This is a genomic window from Aliiroseovarius sp. S1123, from assembly GCF_023015885.1.
Taxonomy (GTDB): Bacteria; Pseudomonadota; Alphaproteobacteria; order Rhodobacterales; family Rhodobacteraceae; genus Aliiroseovarius.
The window spans coordinates 43954-68261 of record NZ_JALKBE010000005.1 but is presented as its reverse complement, the minus strand read 5'-3'; the positions used below and the strand labels follow the sequence as shown (position 1 = coordinate 68261).

Here is a 24308-nt window from a genome sequence, read left to right as displayed (position 1 = left end):
GACCCCGATTTACTTATGGATAATCCCCTTTCAAACCTACCCCTCGACTGGGTCCACGCGTTCGAGGCCGCCGGGCGACTGGGAAGCTTTACCGCCGCCGCTGCGGAAACCGGACTGACGCAGGCCGCGATCAGCCAGCGGATCGGGCATCTGGAAACCCGGCTGGGCGTCGCACTGTTCATCCGAAAGCCGCGCGGCGTTGTCCTGTCGGTCGAGGGCGAGGCGTGGTTGCCCTATGTCACCCACGCGCTGGGGACGCTGCGCCAAAGTTCAGAGGAACTGTTCGGCATTCAACGCACACGCCTGACGGTCTGGAGCAGCGCCTCGGTCCTTGAACACTGGATTGCGCCGCGATTGGCGGGGCTGTCGCTGGGCGCGGATGTGCAGCTGTCGTTCAAGACCTTGATGCTGGCGTCCGAGGATAATCCGCAGCTGCGCGGGGTGCGGTTGCGCTATGGCAGCGGGGATTGGAGCATCCCCCACCGCGCCCGCCTGTTTGACGAGGTGCTGGCCCCCGTCGCGGCCCCTGCCTTGATGCAGGACGTGGAGCCCGACCGCTGGCAGGACCTGCCACGGATCGGACTGTCCGGGCCACGCATGGGTTGGCACGAATGGGCGGCACAGACAGGGGACGCCCCCACTCCGATTCCGCATCTGCGATTTGACACCTTCACAGCTGCCCTTGCCGCCGCGCGGGCGGGCGCGGGCGTGCTGCTAGCCTCGATGCCCTTGGTCGAGCACGCATTGGGGGCCGGCGCGCTGATCCGATTGTCGGATGACTCGCTTCCGTCCGAAAATTCCTACTGGATGGTGGCAGAGCGCGGCGAGCTGACCCAGCGCCAATGGAACACGCTGACAACTGCATTCTGCACCTGACATGATCAAATTCGCGGCCCGAAATGTGACGTGGTAGAACTACGTTTTCTGCATTTTCTTGCGGCATTCTCTCTTGCGTCCGGGTAAAAGCCCCGTCAAACACCTGCAAACTTCGGGCCTTGGAAAGGGCACATGGACAGTCAGATGAAAGCCGCGCGGATCGAATTCAGCACCGCTGCCCTTACGGTGGCCGAGCGTCGGATTCTCTCGGACCTGTCGGTAGACCTGACCGCAAAACGCATCGGCATCATCGGGCGCAACGGATCTGGCAAGACCAGCTTTGCACGGCTTCTGTCTGGTCTGATCACGCCCAGCGCAGGCACCGTGCGGATCGACGGAGTCGATCCAGCAAAAGATCGCCGCGCGGCGCTGTCCTTGGTGGGCATCCTGTTTCAAAACCCTGACCACCAGATCATCTTCCCCACTGTGGTCGAGGAACTGGCCTTCGGTCTGCGCCAGCTTGGGCTTGACGATCCCGAGGGTGCCGCCCGCGCACAACTTGAACGGTTTGGCAAATCCCATTGGGCGGATAGCCACGTGCACGGGTTGTCTCAGGGACAAAAGCAACTCGTCTGTCTGATGGCGGTTCTTGCAATGGCCCCGCGCATTCTGGTGCTGGACGAGCCTTTCGCTGGGTTGGACATCCCCACGCGGATGCAGCTGGGCCGCTATTTGGATCAGTACGAAGGCACGTTGGTGCACGTCACCCATGACCCCGAAGAGCTTTCGGCCTATGATCATGTCATCTGGATCGAAGCCGGGGCGCTGGCGCAGCAAGGCCTGCCCGCCGACGTGCTGCCCGCCTTCACCGCCCAGATGACACAGAAAGGAGAGAGCGATGATATCTCTGACCTCTCCGATTGAGACCCGCGCCCATGGCTGGCCCGCCGGGCTGAAGCTGGCGGGGCTGTGCGTCGTGACGATCGTGCTGTTCCAGATGCAAAGCCTGTGGTTCCATCTGGCCGCTTTTGCAACCACGCTGGCGCTTTATGCTCTGCCCGGCCAAAGTTTCCTGCACGCCGGACTGCGCGCGCTGAAGGTGCTGTGGCCCTTCGTGCTGCTGGTCGGCATCTATCACATCATCATCCGCAGCCCCGTGGACGGGATGGTGATCATCCTGCGCATGCTGACCGCCGTGGGGCTGGCCAATCTGGTCACCATGACCACGCGCCTGTCTGATATGATCTCCGTCGTACGCTGGCTGGCAACGCCCCTGCGTGCGCTAGGTCTGCGTACCGAATATCTTGAGACCGCCATCGCTCTGGTCATCCGCTTTACGCCTGTGCTTCTGGCAAAAGGCACCCACCTGACCGAGGCGTGGCGCGCCCGGTCTGCCCGCCGTCCCGGCTGGCGCATCATCCTGCCATTCACGGTTCTTGCGTTGGACGACGCAGACCATATTGCCGACGCGCTGCGTGCGCGCGGTGGTTTCGACGCTATGAAGGAGTGAGAAATCATGGAAAAGAACGTAACCCTTATCGCCCTGTTTGCGGCGCTGATCGCGGCCTTGGGCCTGATCCCCAAGATTGACCTGTTCTTCGGCGTTCCGATCACCGCCCAAAGCCTAGGCATCATGCTGTGCGGCACCATCTTGGGCGCCAAGCGTGGTGCTCTGGCCGTGCTCTTGTTCCTGCTGCTGGTCGCCATCGGCCTGCCGCTTCTGGCTGGCGGACGCGGAGGCCTTGGCGTCTTTGCAAGCCCGACCGTCGGCTTCCTGATCGGCTTCCCGATCGCGGCCTTCGTCACCGGCCTGATCACTGAAAAATGGCGCGCCGGCCCCGTCTGGCTGAGCGCCGGTGTGGCTGCCGTCGTGGGCGGCATCATCGTGCTCTATGCCTTCGGCATTCCGGGCATGGCTTTCATGTTGGACAAGTCGCTGGTGGAAGCGACCGCGTTGATCACCGCGTTCATTCCCGGCGACGTGATCAAAGCAGCCCTTGCAGGCATGTTGACTGCAGCACTGGTTAAAGTGCGCCCGGCCAGCGTTCTGTCGCGCGCCGAAGCATAATCCAAAAACGCCCTTTCGGGCTTCAGCCGCAGCGCCCCCAAGCGCTGCGGCTTTTCTTTTGCCGGACGTACCAGTTTGCCGGTTTCGACGGGTCCAGTGAAACTTCCTCTGGACCGACAGAAAATCCATGCCCTATCAATTTCATAACAGGGGAGGAGATCCGCGATGACCGCCAAGAAGAATGTGCTGTTTATCATCATCGACCAGCTGCGGGCGGACTGCTTGCATGGGGCGTTGGCCGATCACGTGGACCTGCCCAACCTGCGGGCCCTTATGGACGAAAGCGTCACGTTCAAACGCCACTTCTCGGTCGTGAACCCGTGCGGGCCGTCTCGCGCCTCGATCCTGACGGGGCAATACGCGATGAACCACCGCTCGGTCCGTAACGGCACGCCGCTTCGTCACGACACCCCCACCATCGCCAGCGAGATGCGCAAGGCGGGCTATCTGCCGATGCTGTTTGGCTACACAGACACCTCGCAAGACCCGCGTGTCTTCGCCCCGAATGACCCGGCCGTGCAGACCTATGAAGCCGCGATGTCCGGCTTTGTCGAACAGGTCGAGATGCGGCTTGAGATGTCGTACCCGTGGCGGTCCTACCTGATGGGCAAGGGGCATCACTGGGACAATTACTGGCAGCTTTACATTCCCGGCGGCGATGGCTCTGCGCTGAACGCCCCGGCTGTGTATAAGGCCGAGGACAGCGACACCGCCTTCCTGACCGACCAGTTCCTTGACCGGATGCCCGCCTATGCCGATCAAAGCTGGTTCGCACATCTGACGTACATCCGGCCGCACCCGCCGCTTGTTGCCCCCGCGCCCTATAACGACATGTACGATCCAACCACCCTGCCCGCACCCACGCGTGTCGGCACGCGCAAGGACGAGGCCGCAGTGCATCCCTTCTTCGGGCCTGCGCTGGCCAAAGAAAAGGCTGCGAGTTTCGTCATTGGAGCCAAGGCCGACGACAGCGATGAGACCCTACAAGCCCTGCGCGCCGTCTATCTGGGACTGGCCACGGAAGTGGATCACCATATCGGGCGCGTCGTCACCTTCCTGAAAGACAGCAATCAATGGGACGACACGCTTCTGATCGTCACCGCCGACCATGGCGAGATGCTGGGCGACCACCACGCATGGGGCAAACATTCGGTCTATGACGCGGCCTATCACACGCCGCTAATCATCCACGCTCCGGGCTGTATCGCAGGACATGTAGTGGACGTGCCGACCGAGAGCATCGACCTGACGCCAACGATCCTGTCATGGGTCGGACAAGAGGTGCCGAACGCGATGGACGGGCGGTCTCTGCTGCCGTTCCTGTCGGGGAGCACGCCCGAGGATTGGCGCGCCTATTCCTTCTCGGAATTGGACTTTGGCGACCCGATCACACCGACCCTGTGGCAAAAAGAGCTGGGCACGGATGCCAGCAATTCCTGCGTTGGCATCCTGCGCGATAGCCGGTTTACGCTGATCGAGTTCGCCACCGATCTGCCGCCGCTGCTGTTTGATCACGATGGTCAGGGAGAGCTAGAGGACGTGGCGGACAAGCCAGAATTCGCACCTGATCTGGCCCGTCTAACCCGGCACATGCTGCGGCACCGGATGCGAAACATGGACCATACGCTATCGTATGACATGATTACCGATCAGGGGCCGAAACGTGCCCCGCGTCACCCGGAAAACGACGCCAACGCGTAATCCGCCACGTCCTTCAGGCTTGTCCCGCGCGCCATTGGCTCGACGCCGAGCCGCTCCATCGGCAGGCCATAGCGGTTCAGCCAGATCGTGTGATAGCCAAACCACGTGGCCCCGCAGATATCCCAGCAATTGGACGAGACAAACAGGATGTCTGATGTGTCACAGCCGAACGCATCCGGGCCCATCTGATATGCCTCGGGCGCGGTTTTGAACTTGCCGACACTGTCGACGGACAAAACATGGTCCAGCAGCCCGTCCAACCCAGCAGCTCTAAGCGCGCTGTCGATCATCGCACGCGTCCCGTTGGACAGGATCGCCATCGGCACCCCAGCGGCTTTCAGGCGGGTCAGTTGGGCGTGGTTCTCGTCAAATGCGGTCAGCTTTTCATAGGCGCCCATCAGGGCTGCGCGCTGTGCGGAGGTTGGCGTCACCCCATGCAGCTCGCAGGCATAATCAAGCCCATCCCCCGTCACCTGCCAGAAGTCTGCGTAACGGTCGCACAGCGTGCGCAGGCGCGTGTATTCAATTTGCTTGTCACGCCATGTGACGGCGATCTCCGCGCCCTTGCCGGGGAAGAACTCTTCCGCCAATGCACCGACCGAATAGACATCTAGTAGGGTGCCATAGGCGTCGAAGGCTATCGCTTTGATGGACATGGGTGATCCTTTCCGTTCGCATCCTTAGCCTAGGGGCAGAGGGGGCGGTCGGGAAAGGGAAAACGGGCGCGTGGGTATTCCTACCTACGCGCCCGTTTGTGTTTAGTCGATGACGCGCACCGCGCCTTTTGCGGCCGACGAGGCCAGCATCGCATAGGCCTTCAGTGCCTTCGACACTTTACGCTTGCGCGGCTCGGCAGGCTGCCAGCCTTTTTCATCCTGCGCTTTGCGGCGTGCGGCCATTTCCTCATCCGAGATGGCAAGGTTGATGGAGCGGTTCGGGATGTCGATCTCGATCTTGTCGCCGTCCTGCACAAGGCCAATGGCACCGCCTTCAGCCGCTTCCGGCGAAGCGTGGCCAATCGACAGACCCGAGGTCCCGCCCGAGAAGCGACCGTCCGTCAGAAGCGCACAGGATTTACCCAGACCCTTCGATTTCAGATAGCTGGTCGGATAGAGCATCTCTTGCATGCCCGGCCCACCGCGCGGACCTTCATAGCGGATGACCACAACGTCGCCTTCCTTAACCTTGCCGGTCAGGATGTTGTTCACGGCAGCGTCCTGGCTTTCGCAGACATGCGCGGTGCCAGTGAAGGTCAGGTTCGACGCATCCACACCTGCGGTTTTCACGATGCAGCCATCTTCAGCGATGTTGCCGAACAGAACCGCCAGACCGCCATCTTGGCTGAACGCGTGTTCCTTAGACCGGATCACACCGCCTTCACGGTCGGTGTCCAGTTCCTTGTATCGGTTTTCAGTCGAGAACGCCTGCGTCGTGCGCACGCCGCCCGGGGCCGCCTTGAACAGGCTTTCCGCTTCGGGGTTGTTGGCAACCTTGATGTCCCATTTGGCAATCGCCTCGCCCATGGTGCTGGAATGCACCGTCGAGCAATCGTTGTGCAGAAGACCCGCGCGCGACAATTCACCAAGGATCGAGAAGATGCCACCCGCGCGGTGCACGTCTTCCATGTGCACGTTGTGGATGTTCGGCGCGACCTTACACAGGCACGGCACCTTGCGGCTGAGTTGATCCATATGGGTCATGTTGAAATCAACTTCGCCTTCGTTGGCGATGGCCAGAAGGTGCAGAACCGTGTTGGTGGATCCGCCCATGGCGATGTCCAACGACATGGCGTTCTCGAACGCTTCAAAGGTCGCAATCTCGCGCGGCAGCAGACCTTTTTCTTCGTCCTGATAGTGACGCTTGGTGATCTCGACGATCTTGCGGCCAGCTTCCAGGAACAGGCCCTTGCGGTCGGCATGGGTTGCCAGCGTCGAGCCGTTGCCCGGCAGCGCCAAGCCCAGCGCCTCGGCCAGACAGTTCATCGAGTTCGCGGTGAACATGCCCGAGCACGACCCACAGGTCGGGCAGGCGTTTTCTTCGATATGCTGGACCTGTTCGTCGGTGAATCTGTCGTCGGCAGCGGCGACCATCGCATCGACAAGGTCAATCTTGGTCATGTCCAGATCGGCAATGTCGATCTTACCCGCTTCCATCGGACCACCGGATACGAAGATCACCGGGATGTTCAGACGCATGGCGGCCATCAGCATACCGGGGGTGATCTTGTCGCAGTTCGAAATGCAGACCATGGCGTCGGCGCAGTGCGCGTTGACCATGTATTCGACCGAATCTGCGATCACTTCACGCGACGGCAGCGAATAGAGCATCCCGTCATGGCCCATCGCGATCCCGTCATCGACGGCGATGGTGTTGAACTCCTTGGCGACACCGCCTGCGGCCTCGACCTCGCGGGCGACCATCTGGCCCAGATCCTTCAGGTGGACGTGACCCGGCACAAATTGTGTGAAGCTGTTCACGATGGCGATGATCGGCTTACCGAAATCGCTGTCTGTCATCCCGGTCGCACGCCAAAGGCCGCGGGCACCGGCCATGTTGCGGCCATGGGTCGAGGTTCTGGATCTGTAAGCAGGCATGTGGTTCCCACCCTTATCTTGATGTTCCTGTCTGGCTGCGATTATCACCTCGCGCGCCTTGAAACCAGACCCGATTGACATCCCCTCAGGGTTTGCACGGTGAACGCGGCGTCTTGCCAAGGCGCTTGGCGCTGGGGTACCCGGCGTTTAGGGTTGAAACAGACGATTTCAGAAAAGGTCATTTTCAATGGGTAAACGTAAGGTTCTTGTGACGGGCTCGGCCGGATTTATCGGCTATCACCTGTCAAAACTGCTGCTGGAAGAAGGCTTTCGCGTGCATGGCTTTGACGGGATGACGGATTACTATGACGTCACCCTAAAGCAGCGCCGCCATCAGATGCTTTTGCAAAACGAAAGCTTCTCGGCCACCGAAGGCATGCTGGAAGATCTGGAGCTGTTCGACAATATGGCGGACGAGTTCGAACCAGACGTGATCGTCCATTTGGCCGCGCAGGCCGGGGTGCGTTACAGCCTCGAGAACCCCCGTGCCTATATCGACTCGAATGTCGTCGGCACCTTCAACGTGATGGAAGCCGCCCGCCGTCACGAAGTTGACCATCTGTTGATGGCCTCGACCAGTTCGGTCTATGGCGCGAATGACGAGATGCCGTTCACCGAGATGGAAAAGGCTGACAATCAGCTGACCATTTATGCCGCGACCAAGAAAGCGAATGAAAGCATGGCGCACAGCTATGCGCATCTGTGGAACATCCCCTCGACCATGTTCCGCTTCTTCACTGTCTATGGCCCGTGGGGACGGCCTGATATGGCGCTGTTCAAGTTCACCAAGGGGATCATCGAGGGCACACCCATCGACATTTACAACAACGGCGACATGTTCCGTGATTTCACCTATGTCGAGGATCTGGTGCGTGGTATCCGCCTTCTGATCGACAGCCCTCCGGTGCGGCCCGACAGCAAAGAGGACATCGAAGAGGGCGACAGCCTGTCCCCCGCCGCGCCCTATCGTGTGGTGAATGTCGGCAACTCGGACAAGGTGCGTCTGTTGGATTTCGTGGAAGCGATTGAAGACGCCTTGGGCAAAAAAGCCGTGCGCAACTACATGGAGATGCAGAAGGGCGACGTGCCCGCCACATGGGCGGATGCAACCCTGCTGCAGCGCCTAACCGGCTATCGCCCGGCCACCGATTTCCGCGACGGGGTGAACAGCTTCGTCGCGTGGTACCGGGACTACTACAAAGTCTAACCCTCTACATAAAAAACAAAACCCGCCTCTATTGGGCGGGTTTTGAGCACTCTATAATCCGGTCAGCCACGCAAAAGGTCACAGCGTCACGCCAATCTTGTTGGCCATCCAGCTTTCCAGTTGATCAATCTGCGCAGCATCAGGCTGGGTTGCCGGATCATTCCAGACCTGCAATCCAAACAGGCGGAACGCGCCACGCATGCTGGACCCGCTGACCCCCCAACCGACCCGCAAAGGCTGCGCGTCAATGAACTCGTTGGCCAGATTCTGGGTTGTGTTCAAAACAACATTCCCATCCATCCGAATGACCACCTGACCAGACGTCGCCTGAAGTGTGGCGACACGCTTTTGATACCCACCGTAGGGGAACTGAGCGTACACATGCGAATTGCCGACGCCCTGGTCATCCAGACGGCTCATATACTGCAAACGATCATTGGAGGGACGCGAACCAAACGACATTGCATTGATCGAGTTCTTACTGATCTCAGCAATGTTGACGCGACCAAGCCCCGCGGTCGACAGCATCTGATAGCCGATAACCATCGTCGTAGGATTTCCCAGCCGCAGCACCGGTGCCGAGATCATCCTGTCATCCACCCCATCCATCTCGATCCAATGGAAGGTGCCATCCGTGCGATAACTTGGACGCTCAACGCTGGTTGTCTGGCTCAGATCCAGCCCGTTCGGCGATTCATCCTGCCAAAGGCCTACCGGCTGGTTATCCGCCGTCACAGAAGTCGTCCCTGCATCGTCTTGATAAAGCAGCGCCGTGTTCCCCGGATCAAACATCGCAGACGGTGCAAGTTGCAGGGGTGAGAACGGCGCGGGTGCCGCCGAAGGCCTTGCGCTTCGCAGGGCCAACGCCGGAAGTTCAAAACCTAACCCCAACATCAGGTCAGCACAAAGGCATGAATGCCGGTCGCAGTGGTCCCCAACGACATGACTTTCAACACACCCACCGGAAGAATCGAGTTGTTAGCAACAGTAACGGTGCGAATACCCCCGGCCACGCTGACAAACGAAACGGCGCCACCGGTTTCCACATACAATGACACGGCCACGTCGGGCAGATCGCTAAGATCGGACGGCACGACGGGGACCAGATCGGTGGCCGGTCCACGCAGGGACGGCGAACGGTTTTCAAAAGGATTGGACATTGCAAGCTCCTGACAAATTCACACGCAGGCGGACTGCGCCTTTCGTGATGGATGTCGAGCTTTCTAAGCAGAGGGGTTGAAGAAGGCTTAACCGGGCCGAACGCCCTGTTGCGCATCCGACAAAGCAGAAGGCAATGCATCAGGTCCAAGATCCGAGAGCTGGTCCCACAGATCGCTCAGCGTATCTTTGCTGTTCTTTGGATCACGATAGATGCGGATCTCAAGCTCTGTGACCAGACGATTGTCCACGATGGTCAGGAACCCCTTGTCAATCTCGGATTGGCACAGGCTGAGCGGAAGCCACCCCATGCCGAACCCTTCAAGAATCATCGCTTTCACACTGTTGGCCAGCGCATTCTGGTTCACCACAAAGACTTTGCGCGGGCTGACGATCTGTTCGACCACGAATTCTTGCACCGACCGCAGGGCCGACACAGCACCATAAGACAGAAGCGGCACAGCTTCTTTTGCGGTTTCACTGAATGAGAACTCCGCATCCCCACCCGGCTTACAGCGAGATACCGGGACGAAAAGGTCATGGGCCAGCGTCATATGCTCGAAATTCGCCACCTCAAGCGGGCCAAGGTAATCCATCGACGGGTGCCAATAGGTCAGGAACGCATCACAATAGCGCTGCTGCAATGCGCTGACAAATTGATCCGCCGCCCACGAGGTCGAGTTCAGATCCGTCTCCATCCCGCCTTTGGTCACCAAGGGCGCGATCAGATGCTTGTAATGCGTCATGTAAAGCGACTGGGACGCGGCAAAACGGATCACGTTTTCCTTCGCCGCATCAATGGTTTGGCAGCGCTCGATCGTTTCCTCATAGGTCCGCAGCATCAGCCGCGCCTGCGACAGGAACACATCGCCCGCAGGCGTCAATGTCAGGGGCAGCGTCTCGCGGTTGATCAGCCGGACGCCGATGTCATTTTCAAGCGCACGGATCCGGCGCGAAAATGCCGGCTGACTAACATTCCGCTCTTCCGCCGCGCGCGAGAAATTTCTGCACGCGACCAGAGCCTCAAAGTCTTTCAACCAAAGAATGTCCAAGGGACCAATCCGCCTTAAAGGCCAGGCGCATCCGCATCCAACCGACCTTCTTCAAGGGCGTGACAGGCAACCATGCTGCCGTCTGGCTGGTGAATGGCGCGCGGCTTTTCACTTTTGCATCTGCCATTCGCAAAAGCGCAGCGGCTTTCGAAGGGGCACCCTTGCGGCAAATTGATCGGCGTCGGGATCTCGCCTTTCAGGCGGATATGGTTCGGCCGGTCATCCTTCAGCTGCGGTACTGCGGACAGCAAAGCCCGAGTATACGGGTGTTTTGGATTCGAAAACAGAGTTGCCGTTTCGGCAACTTCGCAGACGGTCCCCAGATACAGAACCGCAACCCGCGTGCCGAAATGTTCAACCACGCTTAGATCGTGGGTGATGAACAGATAGGTCAGACCGCGGCTTTCCTTGGCTTCCAGCATCAGGTTCAGAACCTGCGCCTGAATAGAGACGTCCAGTGCGCTGATTGGCTCATCCGCGATGATGAACTCGGGATCGACGGTCAAGGCGCGCGCGATGGCGATCCGCTGACGTTGCCCGCCAGAGAACTCGTGCGGATAGCGTTTAATCCAGGTGGGATCGACACCCACGGACATCATGACCTCGGTCACCTTGTCGCGCACTTCTGCAGCCGAATACTTCGGGTTGTGGTGACGCACCGGCTCTTCCAGCGCTTGCAGGATCGTCATGCGCGGGTTCAGGGATGCATAGGGGTTCTGAAAGATCATCTGGATCTTCTTGCGCAGGGGCAACATGTCATGGCGTGACAGATCATCAATGCGCTGTCCCTCGTAGTGGATCTCGCCGGCGCTGGGGGTCAGAAGCCCTGCCACCAAACGGGCCACAGTGGACTTACCACAGCCACTTTCGCCCACGACGCACAGCGCCTCGCCACGGCCTACGTCCAGTGACACGTTGTTCACCGCATGGACTGATCGCGCTTCCCGCGTGATCCGGCCGCCTTTGAACTTTACCGTCTCAAGAAAGCCCTGATCCAGATCGAACCGCTTCTCAAGCCCCTTGATTTCTAACAGGGCGGGCTGGGTTGCCATGTCCTTCATGCTTTGACCTCTCGCCGGGCGTCGTTGGATTGCAGGCGCTGAACCTCGTGGCAGGCGACCTCGACCTCGCCGTAATGCGAGATTTCGGGGATGCGCGAGCGGCACAGGTCGGTTGCATATTCGCACCGCGGATTAAATGGGCACCCGGGGGGGATGTTTGTGAGTGATGGCATATTTCCCGGGATCTGCTTGAGCCGTTGGCCCGGCAGTGTTTGTTGTGGCAGGGCGTTGATCAGGCCTTGCGTATAGGGGTGCTGCGGATCGTTGATGATCTCGCGCGTGCGGCCGGCTTCGATGATGCGGCCCGCATACATAACCAGCGTGCGCTCGGTCATCTGGCTGACAACGCCAAGGTCGTGGGTGATCAGGATCAGGCCCACCTGATTGGACTGGCACAGTTCCAGCAGCAGCTCCATGATGTCTGCCTGAATGGTCACGTCCAGCGCGGTGGTGGGTTCGTCTGCGATGATCAGCTGCGGGTCCAAAAGTAGGGCAATGGCGATGATAATCCGTTGGCGCATCCCGCCGGACAGTTCGTGCGGATACTGCTCTAACCGTTCTTCGGGCGAGGGGATATAGACCTCGCGCAGCTTCACAATCGCAATCTGGCGCGCCTCTTCGCGTGACAGCTTGCGGTGCGCCATCAGGGTCTCGATCATCTGCTGGCCGATGGTCAGAACCGGATTCAGCGTCACCATGGGATCCTGAAAGATCATCGCCATGCGGTTGCCGCGCATGCCACGCAGCTGCCGATCATTCATGGTGACGACGTCTTCGCCCTCGAACATGATCTGGCCATGGTCGATAAAGCCGGGACGGCTCAGCAGGTTCATCAGGGCAAAGCCGGTAATCGACTTGCCCGCCCCGCTTTCCCCAACGATCCCAAGGCGTTCGCCCTTCGCCAGATCAAAGGAAATGCCGTTCAAAGCGGTGACCGTCTGTTCGCGCATTGCGAATTTCACGGTCAGGTCACGGACGGAAAGAAGGCTCATCGCGTCACCCCTTATAGAGTTTCGGGTTCAGGACATCTCGCATCCAGTCGCCCAGCAGGTTGATGACAAGGACCAGCACGACCAGCACCACGCCCGGAATGACGGTGATCCACCAGCTGCCCGAGAAGATATAGTCGAAGCCCGACGAAATCAGCGACCCAAGCGACGGCTGGCTGGGCGGCATACCCAAACCAAGGAAGCTGAGAGATGCCTCGGAAATGATGGCGTTTGCCACCTGCACGGTCGAGATGACAAAGATCGGAGAGAGCGAGTTCGGCAGGATATGCCGCACCATGATGCGGCCCGGACCAAAGCCCAGCACGCGGGCGCTGTCCACGTATTCTTTCTTCTTCTCGGCCAGCACGGTCGCCCGCACAGTCCGCGCATATTGCGGCCACTCGGCCACGCCAATCACGGCGATCAGGAAGAAGACGGCGTATTGGTTAAAGGTCTCGGACCCGAACATCGCCTGCGTCACCGCAAGGAAGATGATCGCGACCATCAGGGTCGAGAAGCTTAGCTGGATGTCGGCAAGACGCATCAGAAGGCTGTCCAGACGGCCGCCCACATAGCCCGCGATCAGGCCGATCGAGATGCCAAGGAAGGCCTGCAGCGCTACGGCGCAGATACCGATCAGCAGCGACAAGCGCGTGCCGTACAGGATCGTCGACCACAAGTCGCGGCCCTGATCATCCGTCCCCAACGAGAACTCGGGCAGCGATCCCGAAACCCAGAACGGCGGATATTCCGAGTTCATGATGTCGATCGACGCCGGATCATAGGGATCATAAGGAGCAAGCAGAGGCGACAGCAACGCGGACATCGCGATAATCAGGAAAATCGCCATACTGACAATCGCAACTGGGTTCTTGCGGAAACTATACCCGATATTCGAGTTCCAGATCTTCGCAAAACGCGAAGGTTCAGTGGCAGAGGTCATGGTGTTGCTGCTCATGCGCCCATCCTCGCGATGTTCACGGTCGGGTTTACAAGGCCATAGATCAGATCAACGATGGTGTTGGTGACCACAAAGATGAAACCCACTACGATCAGATAGGCCACGATCAGGGGCGTATCGACGCGGTTCACGGCCTCGAGGAACATAAAGCCCATGCCCGGCCACTGGAACACCGTCTCGGTCAGGATTGTATAGGCCACCATGGTTCCGATCTGCACACCGCCTACGGTGATGACCGGCAGCAGCGTGTTTTTCAGCGCATGCAGGAAATAGATGCGGCGCGGGCTGATGCCCTTGGCTCTGGCGAATTTCACGTACTCGGACTGCAGCACCTCCATCATTTCCGAGCGGATCAGCCGGATGAACAGGGGCAACATAATCGAGGCAAGCGCAAACGAGGGCAGGATGATGTGCATCCACCCGTCCGCCGTCAGGAAGTTCGTTTCCCAATAGCCCCAGACATGGACAACATCACCTCGGCCAAAGGATGGGAACCAACCATAGTGCACCGAGAAGACGAAAATCATCATGATCGCCGTCAGGAAAACCGGGATCGAGATCCCGACAATCGACAACCCCATGATAATGCGGCTCAGGACGGTGTCCGGCTTGATGGCCGTATACACACCAAGCGGGACCGACAGACCGATGATGATAAGTGTCGCGCCCATCACAAGCTCAAGCGTGGCAGGCAGTTTTTTCAAGATCACGTCCAGCGCCGGTTCCTTGAAGAAATAGGACGTACCCAAATCCCCCTGAAGCGCGTTGCCCGCGAACCGCAGGTACTGGGTCATGAAGCTGTCATTCAGCCCTAGCTCGTCCCGCAATTGCTGACGCGTTTCTTCTGATACCGATTGCCCGACCAGCTCGCGTAGCGGATCGCCCAGATTGCCCTGGATGGCAAAGCCGATTACCGAGATGACGAACATCACTGCAATCGCCTGAAAAACTCGCTTAACGAGATAGGCAAACATCGTTTTGACCTTTGTAGACGTGTATCTGTTGCGCACCGTGTGATGTCAGGTGACAGGCAGCTTCGCAAGAGCCAAGCGGTCGATGCGCAATCAGGATGGGATCCGGGCCAGCACAAGGCCAGCCCGGAGGTTACCTCTTACTGGACGACCAGATCGCCGAAGTAAGGGAAGTTCAGAGCGTTGACGATGTCAGCCGAGTTCATGTTCGACTTCGATCCCCATGCCAGGTTCTGCCAGTGCAGCGGAATGAAGGCCGCTTCGTCGTACAGGATACCTTCCAGCTTCTGCAGCTGCTCGGCACGGACGGCCGGGTCGGTTTCGCTGTTCGAAGCGTTCATCAGGTCATCCGCCATCGAGTTACAGTAAGCACCCGAGTTGTACTGACCGTTGCCGGTGGCTTCATCTGGGCAAGCCGACAGGAACTGGTGGAAGTTCGCCGAATCTTCGGTATCTGCGTGCCAGCCGATCATCATCATGTCAGCAGCGCGCTCGTCGAACTTGGGCCAGTACTGGGCTTTCGGCATGGTCTGCAGGTCAACCTTGATGTTGATCTGCGACAGCATCGAGGCAACAGCTTGTGCGATCTTGTCGTCGTTTACATAGCGGTTGTTCGGAGCCATCATCGTGATCGAGAAGCCATCAGCGTAACCAGCTTCAGCCATCAGAGCCTTCGCTTTTTCCAGGTCGAAACGCGGCGTGATTGCCGGGTCATGGCCCAGATAGCCAGCCGGCGATGCCTGTGCACCCACGGTGCCGAAGCCACGCATGATGCGGTCTACGATGCCAGCGTTGTTCACGGCATAGTCGATGGCCAGACGCACTTTCGGATCCTTGAAGGCTTCGACGCGGTTCTGGTTCATCTGGAAGGTGATGATACGCGTGCCCGCCATGGTGATCAGGTCAACACCGTCAGCATCGCCAACGCGTTTCAGATCAGTCGGCGGAACCGGCGCGATGAAGTCAACGTCACCCGACAGAAGCGCGGCCACACGGGTCGGGTCTTCTTTAATCGGAGTCAGGATGATCTTGTCGACGTTGCCAGCGGTTTCAGTGTCCCAGTAGTCGCCGAAGCGATCGAAGACCACTTTCACACCCTGCTCACGCTCGGACACAACGAACGGGCCAGTGCCCGAAATGTTGCGCGAGGCAAAGCTGTCGCCGTGCTTTACGATTTCCGACTTGTCTTTGCCGTCATCGGTGGTGCCGGTGTAGAACGCGCTGTCCATCGGGAAGATGTAGGTCGCGGTGTGCAGCACCAGCGGATAGGGCTCGGCCGTTTTCAGGTCGAAGGTCATGTCATCAACAACTTCAACATCGGTGAACGGTGCGAAGATGCCTTTGAAGTCGTCACTGGCCTTCAAACGGTCAAAGGTCCAGTCCACGTCTTTAGCGGTCAGCATGTTGCCTGAATGGAACTTGACGCCGTTCTTCAGCTTGAAGCGCATGGTGGTGTCGTCGATCTGTTCCCAGCTTTCGGCCAGACGGGCTTCAAACTGCAGATCTTTGGTCCAGCGCACCAGCGGGTCAAAGACCATGTGCGACAGCTGAAGCGTGCCGCCAGACAGCTGTTCATGCGGGTCCATCGAGACCGGGTCAGCGTCATAAGCGACGCGCACGGTGGTTTCGGCATATGCTGCCGATGCCAACGTCGCCACTGCGGCTACGGCCGCAAGGCTACGGACAATCTTTGTCATGGATTTACTCCCCTGTGGTTGTGACCAAAACGCTAGTCGGGGCTGCGAATGGGCGCAAATGCCGATATCGAATAGGGTATGCGCAGGGCGCATGAGGGGCACAGATGTCGGACCAACACACTTAGATATATATGTTTTTACCATCTTGCGGTTGGTCGCGACGCGTGGACAGAGGGGCTTGATCGCCAGAAAAACAAAATGCCCCGCACAGTTTGGCGGGGCATTTTGATACGCTTTGCCCAGTCAGATCGGCGATCAGAAATCCAGATTTTCGACCGACAAGGCGTTCTGCTGGATGAACTCGCGGCGCGGTTCAACCACGTCGCCCATCAGCTTGGTAAAGATGTCATCGGCCTCGGCCAGATCATCCACCTTCACCTGCAGAAGGGTGCGTGCTTCGTGGTCCAGCGTGGTTTCCCACAGCTGATCGGGGTTCATTTCGCCTAGACCTTTATAGCGCTGCAGCGTCAGACCCTTTTCACCTTCGGCCAGAATGGCGTTCAGCAGGTCAATCGGACCCTGCACCAAGATCTCGCGATCCTTGCGCGAGAGGTGCGAATGCTCGCGATAGATGTCGCGAGTGTCTTGCGAAACCTCGGACAGACGTCGCGCCTCGCCCGAGCGTAGGACAGCACCGTCCAGCGTGCGGATTTCCTCGACGCCGCGCAGAACGCGGGCCAGGCGAATGCCGTGATCTTGGGTGATACGCCCCTGCCAGCCACGCTCATATTCCACGGCGACCTTGTCCAGACGCGCGGCCACATCGTCGGCCACAAGCTGCAGATCCGCATCCGCACGACCCGGATCAAATGCACCGGAAAGGGCGGCTTGTTCCAGAATGTTGCGCGGATAATGGGTCGGGAACGCATCCAGAATACGTTTGAAGTTCCGGGCACCTTCGACCACGCGGGCCAGATCGGCACCGGCGATTTCCTCGCCATTGGCGAGGCGCAGAACCGTTCCGTCGATCCCCTGAGCGATCAGATAGTCCTCAAGCGCGACCTGGTCCTTTACATAGACCTCGGACTTGCCGCGGCTGACCTTATAAAGCGGCGGTTGCGCGATATAGAGGTACCCGCCCTCGATCAGCTCGGGCATCTGGCGGAAGAAGAAGGTCAAAAGCAGCGTCCGGATGTGCGCGCCGTCCACGTCAGCATCCGTCATGATGATGACTTTGTGATAGCGCAGCTTCTCGATGTTGAACTCGTCGCGGCCAATTCCGGTGCCCAGCGCCGTGATCAGCGTGCCGATTTCCTGACTGGACAGCATCCGGTCAAACCGTGCGCGTTCGACATTCAGGATCTTCCCGCGCAGGGGCAGAACCGCCTGATCGTGACGCGAGCGACCTTGCTTGGCCGACCCACCGGCCGAGTCACCCTCGACCAGGAACAGTTCGCGTTTTGCCGGATCTTTTTCCTGACAATCGGCCAGCTTGCCGGGCAGCGACGCCACATCAAGCGAGGATTTCTTGCGCGTCATTTCACGCGCTTTGCGGGCGGCTTCGCGGGCCAATGCCGCCTCGACAATCTTGCCGACGATCATGCGGGCGATCTGAGGATTTTCGTCGAACCACTCTTGCAGTTTTTCGTTCATCAGACCTTCGACCGCCGGACGCACTTCGGAAGACACCAGTTTGTCTTTTGTCTGCGAGCTGAACTTCGGATCCGGTACTTTCACTGACAGCACACAGGTCAAACCTTCGCGCGCATCGTCCCCGGTAAAGTTCACCTTTTCCTTCTTCGCCAGACCTGACGAGTTCGCATAGAGGTTCAGCGTTCGCGTCAGCGCACCCCGGAAGCCCGCAAGGTGCGTGCCCCCATCGCGCTGCGGGATGTTGTTGGTGAAGGGCAGCACGTTTTCGTGGTAGCCATCATTCCACCACATCGCGACCTCAACCCCGATGCCATCTTTTTCGCCGGTGACGAAAATAGGATCTTCCATCAGAGGCGTCTTCGAACGGTCGAGGTACTTCACAAACTCTTTCACGCCGCCGTCATAGTGCAATTCCGTATGCAGCTTTTCAGCGGGGCGTTCGTCTTCAATGATGATCCGCACGCCCGAGTTCAGGAAAGACAGCTCGCGCAGGCGATTTTCCAGCGTCTTGAACTGATACTCGAGGTTCGAAAACGTGTCGGTCGAGGCCAGAAATCGCACTTCGGTCCCGGTGCGGTCACCGCAGTCGCCGACCACCTTCAGATGCTCGGCCGTCTCACCGCGTTCGAAGCGGGCGACGTGCTCTTTGCCATCGCGCCAGACGCGCAGCTCTAGCCAATCGGACAGCGCGTTCACAACCGAAACGCCCACGCCGTGCAGACCGCCGGATACCTTGTACGAGTTCGAGTCGAACTTACCGCCGGCGTGCAGCTGGGTCATGATAACCTCGGCTGCGGACACGCCTTCTTCCTGGTGGATATCCACGGGAATCCCTCGGCCGTTGTCATAGACGGACACCGAGTTATCTGCGTGGATCGTAACGGTTACAGCGTCGGCGTGGCCAGCCAGCGCCTCGTCGATGCCGTTGTCCACAACCTCGTACACCATGTGATGCAGACCCGAGCCATCGTCGGTGTCACCAATATACATCCCGGGGCGCTTACGCACCGCCTCCAAGCCTTTGAGAACTTTGATGGATTCGGCGCCATACTCGGTGCCGTTCTGCGCGTCATCAGCCATGAGGGCCTTCCTGTTATTCGTTCCCGAAAATATAGAGAATCGGGGCGGGAATGTCACGCAAGTGACACAAGTTTTCCACCCCAGAGGCGATGTTTTTCCGACGGCGTTTCCCAGCTTGGACGCCGCCGCGAAAATCCCCGAGGATCATGCGAAGGGAATGATCAATCCAACGAAGATCAACAGACCTCCGGCAAGCTGATTCATACGCTGAACCGAACGCTCTGACGACAGCAAGGCCCGCGCCCTTCCGACGAAAAACGCAATCGTCAAGTTGCCCACCAATGGCACCACGAAGGATGCGGTCGCGATCAACAGTATGTCCTGTCGGGTCATTGCGGACAGGTCAAAAAAGCCGGGCAGGACACCCATGTAAAACAGGATCGCCTTGGGGTTTGCCAGAATGACGATCAGCCCAGCAAGAAAGCCCGCCAGCACACCCGGACGGGTCAGCTTACCTTCCGAGCGGATCTTGCCTTTCGCAGATCGAAAGATCGTGATTCCCATCCATAGGAAGAACAGCGACGCCACGATCCGAAGACCGAACATCGCCCCATCAAAGCTTGAGGCAATCCAGCCCATGCCAAGTGCAGCCGCAATCGCCCAGAAGAAATCCCCAATAGCGACGCCCATCGTCAGGGGCCAGGCCTGTTTGAACCCGCCCGCCATCGTCCGCGCAACCAGCGCCACCCAAACCGGGCCGGGGGTCAGGAACAGAATAAACAATCCGATGATGTAAAAGCCAAGCTCGGCGAACGTGATCGTCATGTCAGGTGACCATCTTCGTCCATCTCCCAAAACGGATTCATCGCGTATTCCCAAAGATGCCCATCCGGGTCTGCGATATAGCCCGAATACCCGCCCCAAAAGACCTTTTCCGGGCGGGCGACTTCAGTTGCACCGGCGGCAAGCGCTTTGTCAAAGGCCGCGTCGACATCGGCTTCGGTCGTGAAACACTGCGCAAGGGTCATGGCCCCGGTTTTCAGGTCTTCCACCGGCTTGCGGGTGTCCTTGGCCAGCCCCTCCAACGTGTAGAAACCGAACTTCATCCCGTTCATGTCATAGAACGCGACATCATCCAGCACGTTCGCAGGCTCCCACCCGATCGCCTCATAGAATGCACGCGCGCGGTTCAGGTCTTTGACGCCCAGAGTGATCAGGGTCACGCGATTGGTTTTCATGGTGTCACCTCTTGTACTTCCGACACGCCGTCGATCTCGGTCACTTCAAAATGCGCGGCGCGGTCGCCGAGCTCTTCAAACAGTTCCGGTCCCGTCCCGGTCATGAAGGCCTGCGCACCTAAGGCGCAAATCTCGTCATAGAGCGCGGCGCGGCGTCCTGCATCCAGATGTGCAGCAACCTCGTCCAACAGAAGGATCGGAGGCGCCCCGAAATCCCGCGCCAATGCGCGACCATTGGCAAGGATCAGGGACACCAAAAGCGCCTTCTGTTCGCCCGTCGAGCAATCCCGTGCCGCCACGCCCTTTGCCGCATAGACCGCCGCCAAATCCGTGCGATGTGGTCCGACCAAAGACCGCCCCGCCAGCAGATCCCGCGACCGGCTTTCTGCAAACGCGACCGCCAAATCATCCTCATCTCCCGGCAGGGTGCTGTCATCCGCCTGCACCAGCGACAGATCCGCTATGGGAAAGGCGGTTTCGGCCAAGGCTTGCGCCTCTTGCAACTGCTCCAGACAATAGGCGCGGTTTGCGATGATCCGCGCGCCAGCCTGCGCCATCTGTGCCTCAAGCGCATCGTACCAATGGGCATCACGCTGCCCGTCTTTCAGCAGCCGATTGCGTTCGCGCATGGCCTTTTCATAGGTCAGAACCGCGTCCGCATGGCCGGGCTCGAAGCTCATCGTCATGCGGTCCAGAAACCGGCGGCGACCTTCCGCGCCTTCGACCCACAGCCGGTCCATCACGGGGACCAGCCAGACGATCCGTGCAATCCGGCCCAGCGCCACCTGCGCCGCCGCCTTGCCGTCGATTTTCACCTGTCGGGACGCACCGGCCTCGCACCAAGTTTCAACCTCGTGCATCTGGTGCAGGCTTTGCAGCACGGCCGAGACTTTCCATCCCACCGCTTCGGGTTTCCGGATCATCTCGTCCAGTGCGGCCCGCCGCAGTCCCCGTCCGGGGGACAGCATCGACACAGCTTCCAAGATGTTGGTTTTACCCGCCCCGTTGCGCCCGTGAAGGACAACAGGCCGCCCATCCAAGGACAGGCGGGCCAGTTTATGACTGCGAAAATGGCTGAGTGTCAGCTCGCGAAGGGCGAGTGTCATCACGCCCTCCTTTTCAACGCTTCAAGGACCGACAGGTCACACGCGCATCGGCATGACGACGTAAACGGCGCTGGTATCATTGCCTTCACGCATCAGGGTTGGATCACCCGAGGAATTGAACATGAAGACGGCGTTTTCGCGGTCGACTTGGCTGGCGATCTCCAGCAGGTACTTGGCGTTAAAGCCGATTTCCAACCGCTCGTCATTGTAAGAGACGGCCAGCTCTTCTTCCGCAGCGCCCGCATCAGGTGCGTTCACCGACAGAACCAGACGATCTTCGTCCAGCTGCAGCTTCACAGCGCGCGAACGCTCGCTGGACACGGTGGCGACACGATCCACGGCCTGCGCAAACGCAGTCGCGTCCACTTCCAGCTTGCGCGTGTTGCCCGAGGGGATCACGCGGGTGTAATCGGGGAACGTGCCGTCGATGACTTTCGAGGTCAGGGTGATGACCGGGGTCGCAAAGCGCACTTTGGTTTCTGACACCGACACGGCAATCGTCGCATCGTCATCATCCAGAAGTTTACGCAACTCGCCCACCGTTTTGCGGGGAACGATCACGCCGGGCATGTCTTCGGCCCCCATCGGCAGATCGGCATCAATGCGCGCCAAACGGTGACCATCGGTGGCCACGGCGCGCAGCACTTTGCTGCCATCCGCGTCTGAAACGTGCAGATACACACCGTTCAGGTAATAGCGGGTTTCCTCGGTCGAAATTGCGAATTTCGACTTGTCAAACAGACGGCGCAGAACCGGCGCGGGGGCCGAGAAGTTTGCCGAATATTCCGACGATGCCATGACTGGGAAATCTTCTTTGGGCAGGGTGGCGAGAGAGAAGCTCGACCGGCCAGCCTCGACGCTCAAACGCCCGGTGGCTCCGTCATCGGTCAGCTGCACCAGCGCCCCGTCGGGCAGCTTGCGCACGATCTCGTGCAGGGTCACGGCGGATACGGTGGTCGCGCCAGCGCGTTCGACCATCGCGTCGGTCTTGTCGACCACCTCGATGTCCAGATCGGTGGCGCGGAAAGACACGCTGTTGCCTTCGGCCTCGATCAACACGTTGGCTAGGATTGGAATGGTGTTCCGGCGTTCAACAACCGATTGCGCCTGTGCCACGGCCTTCAGAAGCGCGCCGCGTTCGATACTGATCTTCATGTCCCACTCCTGACAGATACCGGGGCGGAGACCATATCAGGTTCACCGCCCGGCTCAATTCTTTATTCGGAATGTCCGCTTCTTTCGTGGGCGGGTCAAGGGTTTAAGGCCCAAAAACCCACCGTTTTGCGGTCGCTTTACGCTTCCAGCGCGCGGCGCAGCAATTCCAGATCTTCTGCGATCTGATCATCAACGCCCTTCAGCTCGTCGATCCGCTTCACGCCATGCATGACCGTGGTGTGATCCCGGCCACCAAAGCGACGTCCGATTTCCGGCAGCGACCGCGAGGTCATATGCTTGGCCAGATACATCGCCACCTGACGCGGGCGGGCAATCGTGCGCACGCGGCGCGGCCCTATCAGATCCGACAGGCGGATGTTGTAATGCTCGGACACCTTGCGCTGGATCTCTTCTACGGTGACCTTGCGATCCGACGCGCGAAGGATATCGCCAAGACAGTCCTGTGCCAGCTCCAGCGTGATCTCGCGCCCCACCAGCGACGCAAAGGCGAAGAGACGCATCAAGGCGCCTTCCAGCACGCGAACGTTGGTCGAAATGCGATGCGCCAGATACTCCAGCACACCATCGGCAATCACCAGACCTTTGTACTGTTCACGGTAAGCGTTCACTTTGGTTTGCAGCACGCCCAGACGCAGTTCGTAATCGGTCGGGTGCAGATCCACGACCAGACCGCATTGCAGACGGCTTTTGATGCGATCCTCAAGATCCTTGATCTCGCCCGGCGCACGGTCGGCCGAGATGATGATCTGCTTGTTCTGATCCACCAGCGCGTTGAACGTGTGGAAGAATTCTTCTTGCGTGCTGTCTTTGCCAGCAATGAATTGCACGTCATCAACCATCAGCACGTCGACCGAGCGGAACAGCTGTTTGAAGTCGATCATCTGTTTTTCGCGGATCGCCTGAACGAAGCGATACATGAACTGCTCGGCGGACAGGTACACCACCCGCAGGTCGGGCTGGCGGGTCTTCATCTCGTGCGCGATGGCGTGCATCAGGTGGGTTTTACCCAGACCAACGCCACCATAGAGGAACAATGGGTTGAACGTGACGGGGCCACCTTCGGCCACACGACGGGCGGCTGCGTGCGCCAATTCGTTCGGCTTACCGACGACGAAGCTGTCGAAGGTAAAACGTGCGTCAATCGGCGCGCCGGGCAGATCGCCATGATCGGGTTTGGTTGCGCCAGGTGCTGTGGCCGATGCCGCATTAGCGGATTGCGCAACTGGGCGGGGATTTACCTTTTCAGGCACTTTGAACTCAAGACGCGCGACATTTGCGCCCTCGCCGTTCAGGTGGCTTAGAATCTGATCGCCAAAATTCTGGCTGACCCAGTTGCCCAGAAAGTTCGTCGGCACAAGAAAACGCGCCACGCCGCCATCCAGTTCGGCAAATTCCAGGGGTTCGATCCAGCTGGTATAGTTGTTTTGTCCCACTGCTTTTTGCAGCTTATTGCGGACTTTGCCCCATTGTTCGTTCGTCATCTTACCTCGACCCAGCGTTTATTTAAGACAGCCCAAGACCGTCTCAGACAGGTACTAATATCCCATTCACATGGCGCACTTGCAGCGCACCCCTTCATAGCGACACACGAAATCCACAGCGTGCAACCAATGCACCCGCTTTAAACGCCATGTCCAAGAGTGAACCGCACCACATGGTTACCCATTCTGGCGACAAGCCCAATTGGACGTTCGGAACATTACAGTCTGCTCATCCGCCCTCGCAGAAAGGGAGGCAACATGCCTTCAGGCGCACCTTTGGAATGTGGGCGCACAATAGGCATTGGGATCTGACCTCAAAGAATCAAATCCAGATGTGGCAAAAAAGGGTATTCCCCTTAAAGTTCGTGGGTTTAGCCCACTTATGTCTGATAGTCCCAAGTCGGCGAAGTGAATCGCTG

General features: G+C 59.0%; 22 protein-coding genes. 6 read left to right on the top strand and 16 right to left on the bottom strand.

Annotated features, from left to right (window positions below; translation table 11 throughout):
• The first annotated feature begins 15 nt into the window (after positions 1 to 15).
• The 5 genes from MWU53_RS10780 (at position 16) to MWU53_RS10760 (ending at position 4585) form a co-directional block, all read left to right on the top strand.
• Positions 16 to 876 (top strand): LysR family transcriptional regulator, encoded by an 861-nt coding sequence (locus MWU53_RS10780; protein ID WP_247093179.1) that lies wholly within the window; start codon positions 16 to 18, stop codon positions 874 to 876.
• Positions 877 to 1008: 132 nt separating this feature from the next.
• Entirely contained in the window at positions 1009 to 1740 is a 732-nt protein-coding gene (locus MWU53_RS10775; RefSeq protein WP_247093178.1) for an ABC transporter ATP-binding protein, read from the top strand.
• Positions 1715 to 2326, top strand: coding sequence for an energy-coupling factor transporter transmembrane protein EcfT (locus MWU53_RS10770; RefSeq protein WP_247093176.1), 612 nt, complete (start codon positions 1715 to 1717; stop codon positions 2324 to 2326). The genes MWU53_RS10775 and MWU53_RS10770 overlap by 26 nt, the downstream gene beginning before the upstream one ends.
• A gap of 6 nt (positions 2327 to 2332) precedes the next feature.
• A complete protein-coding gene (locus tag MWU53_RS10765; RefSeq protein ID WP_247093174.1) occupies positions 2333 to 2884 on the top strand; it encodes a biotin transporter BioY in 552 nt (183 codons plus the stop codon).
• 165 nt (positions 2885 to 3049) lie between these two features.
• Positions 3050 to 4585: a sulfatase-like hydrolase/transferase gene (locus tag MWU53_RS10760; RefSeq protein WP_247093172.1), complete on the top strand. Its 1536-nt coding sequence runs from the start codon at positions 3050 to 3052 to the stop codon at positions 4583 to 4585.
• Here MWU53_RS10760 and MWU53_RS10755 read toward each other — a convergent pair.
• Together MWU53_RS10755 and ilvD are read right to left on the bottom strand one after the other, a co-directional pair.
• Positions 4558 to 5241: a haloacid dehalogenase type II gene (locus MWU53_RS10755; RefSeq protein ID WP_247093170.1), complete on the bottom strand. Its 684-nt coding sequence runs from the start codon at positions 5239 to 5241 to the stop codon at positions 4558 to 4560. The two genes, MWU53_RS10760 and MWU53_RS10755, sit on opposite strands and share 28 nt — an antisense overlap.
• Positions 5242 to 5343: 102 nt before the next feature.
• Positions 5344 to 7179 carry a dihydroxy-acid dehydratase gene (gene ilvD, locus MWU53_RS10750; RefSeq protein ID WP_247093167.1) on the bottom strand — a complete coding sequence of 612 codons (1836 nt, stop codon included), beginning with the start codon at positions 7177 to 7179 and terminating at the stop codon, positions 5344 to 5346.
• A gap of 187 nt (positions 7180 to 7366) precedes the next feature.
• On the opposite strand from ilvD, the gene MWU53_RS10745 reads away from it, so the two are divergent.
• A complete protein-coding gene (locus MWU53_RS10745) occupies positions 7367 to 8386 on the top strand; it encodes an NAD-dependent epimerase/dehydratase family protein (RefSeq protein WP_247093165.1) in 1020 nt (339 codons plus the stop codon).
• A 78-nt stretch (positions 8387 to 8464) separates the two neighbouring features.
• On the opposite strand, the gene MWU53_RS10740 is transcribed toward MWU53_RS10745, so the two are convergent.
• From MWU53_RS10740 to dnaA, 14 genes are all read right to left on the bottom strand, one after another.
• The gene (locus tag MWU53_RS10740) at positions 8465 to 9121 is read right to left on the bottom strand and encodes a hypothetical protein (RefSeq protein WP_247093163.1); all 657 of its coding nucleotides are present in this window, start codon (positions 9119 to 9121) and stop codon (positions 8465 to 8467) included.
• Between the two features lie 158 nt (positions 9122 to 9279).
• Positions 9280 to 9546: a hypothetical protein gene (locus tag MWU53_RS10735; protein WP_247093161.1), complete on the bottom strand. Its 267-nt coding sequence runs from the start codon at positions 9544 to 9546 to the stop codon at positions 9280 to 9282.
• 87 nt (positions 9547 to 9633) lie between these two features.
• A complete protein-coding gene (locus MWU53_RS10730) occupies positions 9634 to 10596 on the bottom strand; it encodes a LysR family transcriptional regulator (RefSeq protein ID WP_247093159.1) in 963 nt (320 codons plus the stop codon).
• 14 nt (positions 10597 to 10610) lie between these two features.
• Complete coding sequence (locus MWU53_RS10725) at positions 10611 to 11657, bottom strand: oligopeptide/dipeptide ABC transporter ATP-binding protein (protein ID WP_247093157.1); 1047 nt, start codon at positions 11655 to 11657, stop codon at positions 10611 to 10613.
• Positions 11654 to 12649, bottom strand: coding sequence for an ABC transporter ATP-binding protein (locus tag MWU53_RS10720; protein ID WP_247093155.1), 996 nt, complete (start codon positions 12647 to 12649; stop codon positions 11654 to 11656). The genes MWU53_RS10725 and MWU53_RS10720 overlap by 4 nt, the downstream gene beginning before the upstream one ends.
• A 4-nt stretch (positions 12650 to 12653) precedes the next feature.
• Positions 12654 to 13604, bottom strand: coding sequence for an ABC transporter permease (locus tag MWU53_RS10715; RefSeq protein ID WP_247093153.1), 951 nt, complete (start codon positions 13602 to 13604; stop codon positions 12654 to 12656).
• Positions 13601 to 14581, bottom strand: a complete 981-nt coding sequence (locus MWU53_RS10710) for an ABC transporter permease (RefSeq protein WP_247093152.1) — start codon at positions 14579 to 14581, stop codon at positions 13601 to 13603. Before MWU53_RS10710 ends, MWU53_RS10715 begins: the two co-directional genes overlap by 4 nt.
• A gap of 137 nt (positions 14582 to 14718) precedes the next feature.
• Entirely contained in the window at positions 14719 to 16275 is a 1557-nt protein-coding gene (locus MWU53_RS10705; protein ID WP_247093150.1) for an ABC transporter substrate-binding protein, read from the bottom strand.
• 255 nt (positions 16276 to 16530) lie between these two features.
• Positions 16531 to 18948, bottom strand: coding sequence for a DNA topoisomerase (ATP-hydrolyzing) subunit B (gene gyrB / locus MWU53_RS10700; protein WP_247093148.1), 2418 nt, complete (start codon positions 18946 to 18948; stop codon positions 16531 to 16533).
• 144 nt (positions 18949 to 19092) lie between these two features.
• Positions 19093 to 19713, bottom strand: coding sequence for a LysE family translocator (locus MWU53_RS10695; RefSeq protein WP_247093146.1), 621 nt, complete (start codon positions 19711 to 19713; stop codon positions 19093 to 19095).
• Positions 19710 to 20126 (bottom strand): VOC family protein, encoded by a 417-nt coding sequence (locus MWU53_RS10690; protein WP_247093144.1) that lies wholly within the window; start codon positions 20124 to 20126, stop codon positions 19710 to 19712. Before MWU53_RS10690 ends, MWU53_RS10695 begins: the two co-directional genes overlap by 4 nt.
• Positions 20123 to 21235, bottom strand: a complete 1113-nt coding sequence (gene recF, locus MWU53_RS10685) for a DNA replication/repair protein RecF (protein WP_247093142.1) — start codon at positions 21233 to 21235, stop codon at positions 20123 to 20125. Before recF ends, MWU53_RS10690 begins: the two co-directional genes overlap by 4 nt.
• A 33-nt stretch (positions 21236 to 21268) precedes the next feature.
• Positions 21269 to 22387 carry a DNA polymerase III subunit beta gene (gene dnaN, locus MWU53_RS10680; protein ID WP_247093140.1) on the bottom strand — a complete coding sequence of 373 codons (1119 nt, stop codon included), beginning with the start codon at positions 22385 to 22387 and terminating at the stop codon, positions 21269 to 21271.
• A gap of 137 nt (positions 22388 to 22524) precedes the next feature.
• Positions 22525 to 23889 (bottom strand): chromosomal replication initiator protein DnaA, encoded by a 1365-nt coding sequence (gene dnaA, locus MWU53_RS10675; protein WP_247093137.1) that lies wholly within the window; start codon positions 23887 to 23889, stop codon positions 22525 to 22527.
• Between the last annotated feature and the right edge of the window lie 419 nt (positions 23890 to 24308).

Coding starts and splice junctions, on each gene's coding strand:
- MWU53_RS10780 (WP_247093179.1), top strand. CDS start 16: ATGGATAATCCCCTTTCAAACCTACCCCTCGACTGGGTCCACGCGTTC.
- MWU53_RS10775 (WP_247093178.1), top strand. CDS start 1,009: ATGGACAGTCAGATGAAAGCCGCGCGGATCGAATTCAGCACCGCTGCC.
- MWU53_RS10770 (WP_247093176.1), top strand. CDS start 1,715: ATGATATCTCTGACCTCTCCGATTGAGACCCGCGCCCATGGCTGGCCC.
- MWU53_RS10765 (WP_247093174.1), top strand. CDS start 2,333: ATGGAAAAGAACGTAACCCTTATCGCCCTGTTTGCGGCGCTGATCGCG.
- MWU53_RS10760 (WP_247093172.1), top strand. CDS start 3,050: ATGACCGCCAAGAAGAATGTGCTGTTTATCATCATCGACCAGCTGCGG.
- MWU53_RS10755 (WP_247093170.1), bottom strand. CDS start 5,241: ATGTCCATCAAAGCGATAGCCTTCGACGCCTATGGCACCCTACTAGAT.
- ilvD (WP_247093167.1), bottom strand. CDS start 7,179: ATGCCTGCTTACAGATCCAGAACCTCGACCCATGGCCGCAACATGGCC.
- MWU53_RS10745 (WP_247093165.1), top strand. CDS start 7,367: ATGGGTAAACGTAAGGTTCTTGTGACGGGCTCGGCCGGATTTATCGGC.
- MWU53_RS10735 (WP_247093161.1), bottom strand. CDS start 9,546: ATGTCCAATCCTTTTGAAAACCGTTCGCCGTCCCTGCGTGGACCGGCC.
- MWU53_RS10725 (WP_247093157.1), bottom strand. CDS start 11,657: ATGAAGGACATGGCAACCCAGCCCGCCCTGTTAGAAATCAAGGGGCTT.
- MWU53_RS10720 (WP_247093155.1), bottom strand. CDS start 12,649: ATGAGCCTTCTTTCCGTCCGTGACCTGACCGTGAAATTCGCAATGCGC.
- MWU53_RS10715 (WP_247093153.1), bottom strand. CDS start 13,604: ATGAGCAGCAACACCATGACCTCTGCCACTGAACCTTCGCGTTTTGCG.
- MWU53_RS10710 (WP_247093152.1), bottom strand. CDS start 14,581: ATGTTTGCCTATCTCGTTAAGCGAGTTTTTCAGGCGATTGCAGTGATG.
- MWU53_RS10705 (WP_247093150.1), bottom strand. CDS start 16,275: ATGACAAAGATTGTCCGTAGCCTTGCGGCCGTAGCCGCAGTGGCGACG.
- gyrB (WP_247093148.1), bottom strand. CDS start 18,948: ATGGCTGATGACGCGCAGAACGGCACCGAGTATGGCGCCGAATCCATC.
- MWU53_RS10695 (WP_247093146.1), bottom strand. CDS start 19,713: ATGACGATCACGTTCGCCGAGCTTGGCTTTTACATCATCGGATTGTTT.
- MWU53_RS10690 (WP_247093144.1), bottom strand. CDS start 20,126: ATGAAAACCAATCGCGTGACCCTGATCACTCTGGGCGTCAAAGACCTG.
- dnaN (WP_247093140.1), bottom strand. CDS start 22,387: ATGAAGATCAGTATCGAACGCGGCGCGCTTCTGAAGGCCGTGGCACAG.
- dnaA (WP_247093137.1), bottom strand. CDS start 23,889: ATGACGAACGAACAATGGGGCAAAGTCCGCAATAAGCTGCAAAAAGCA.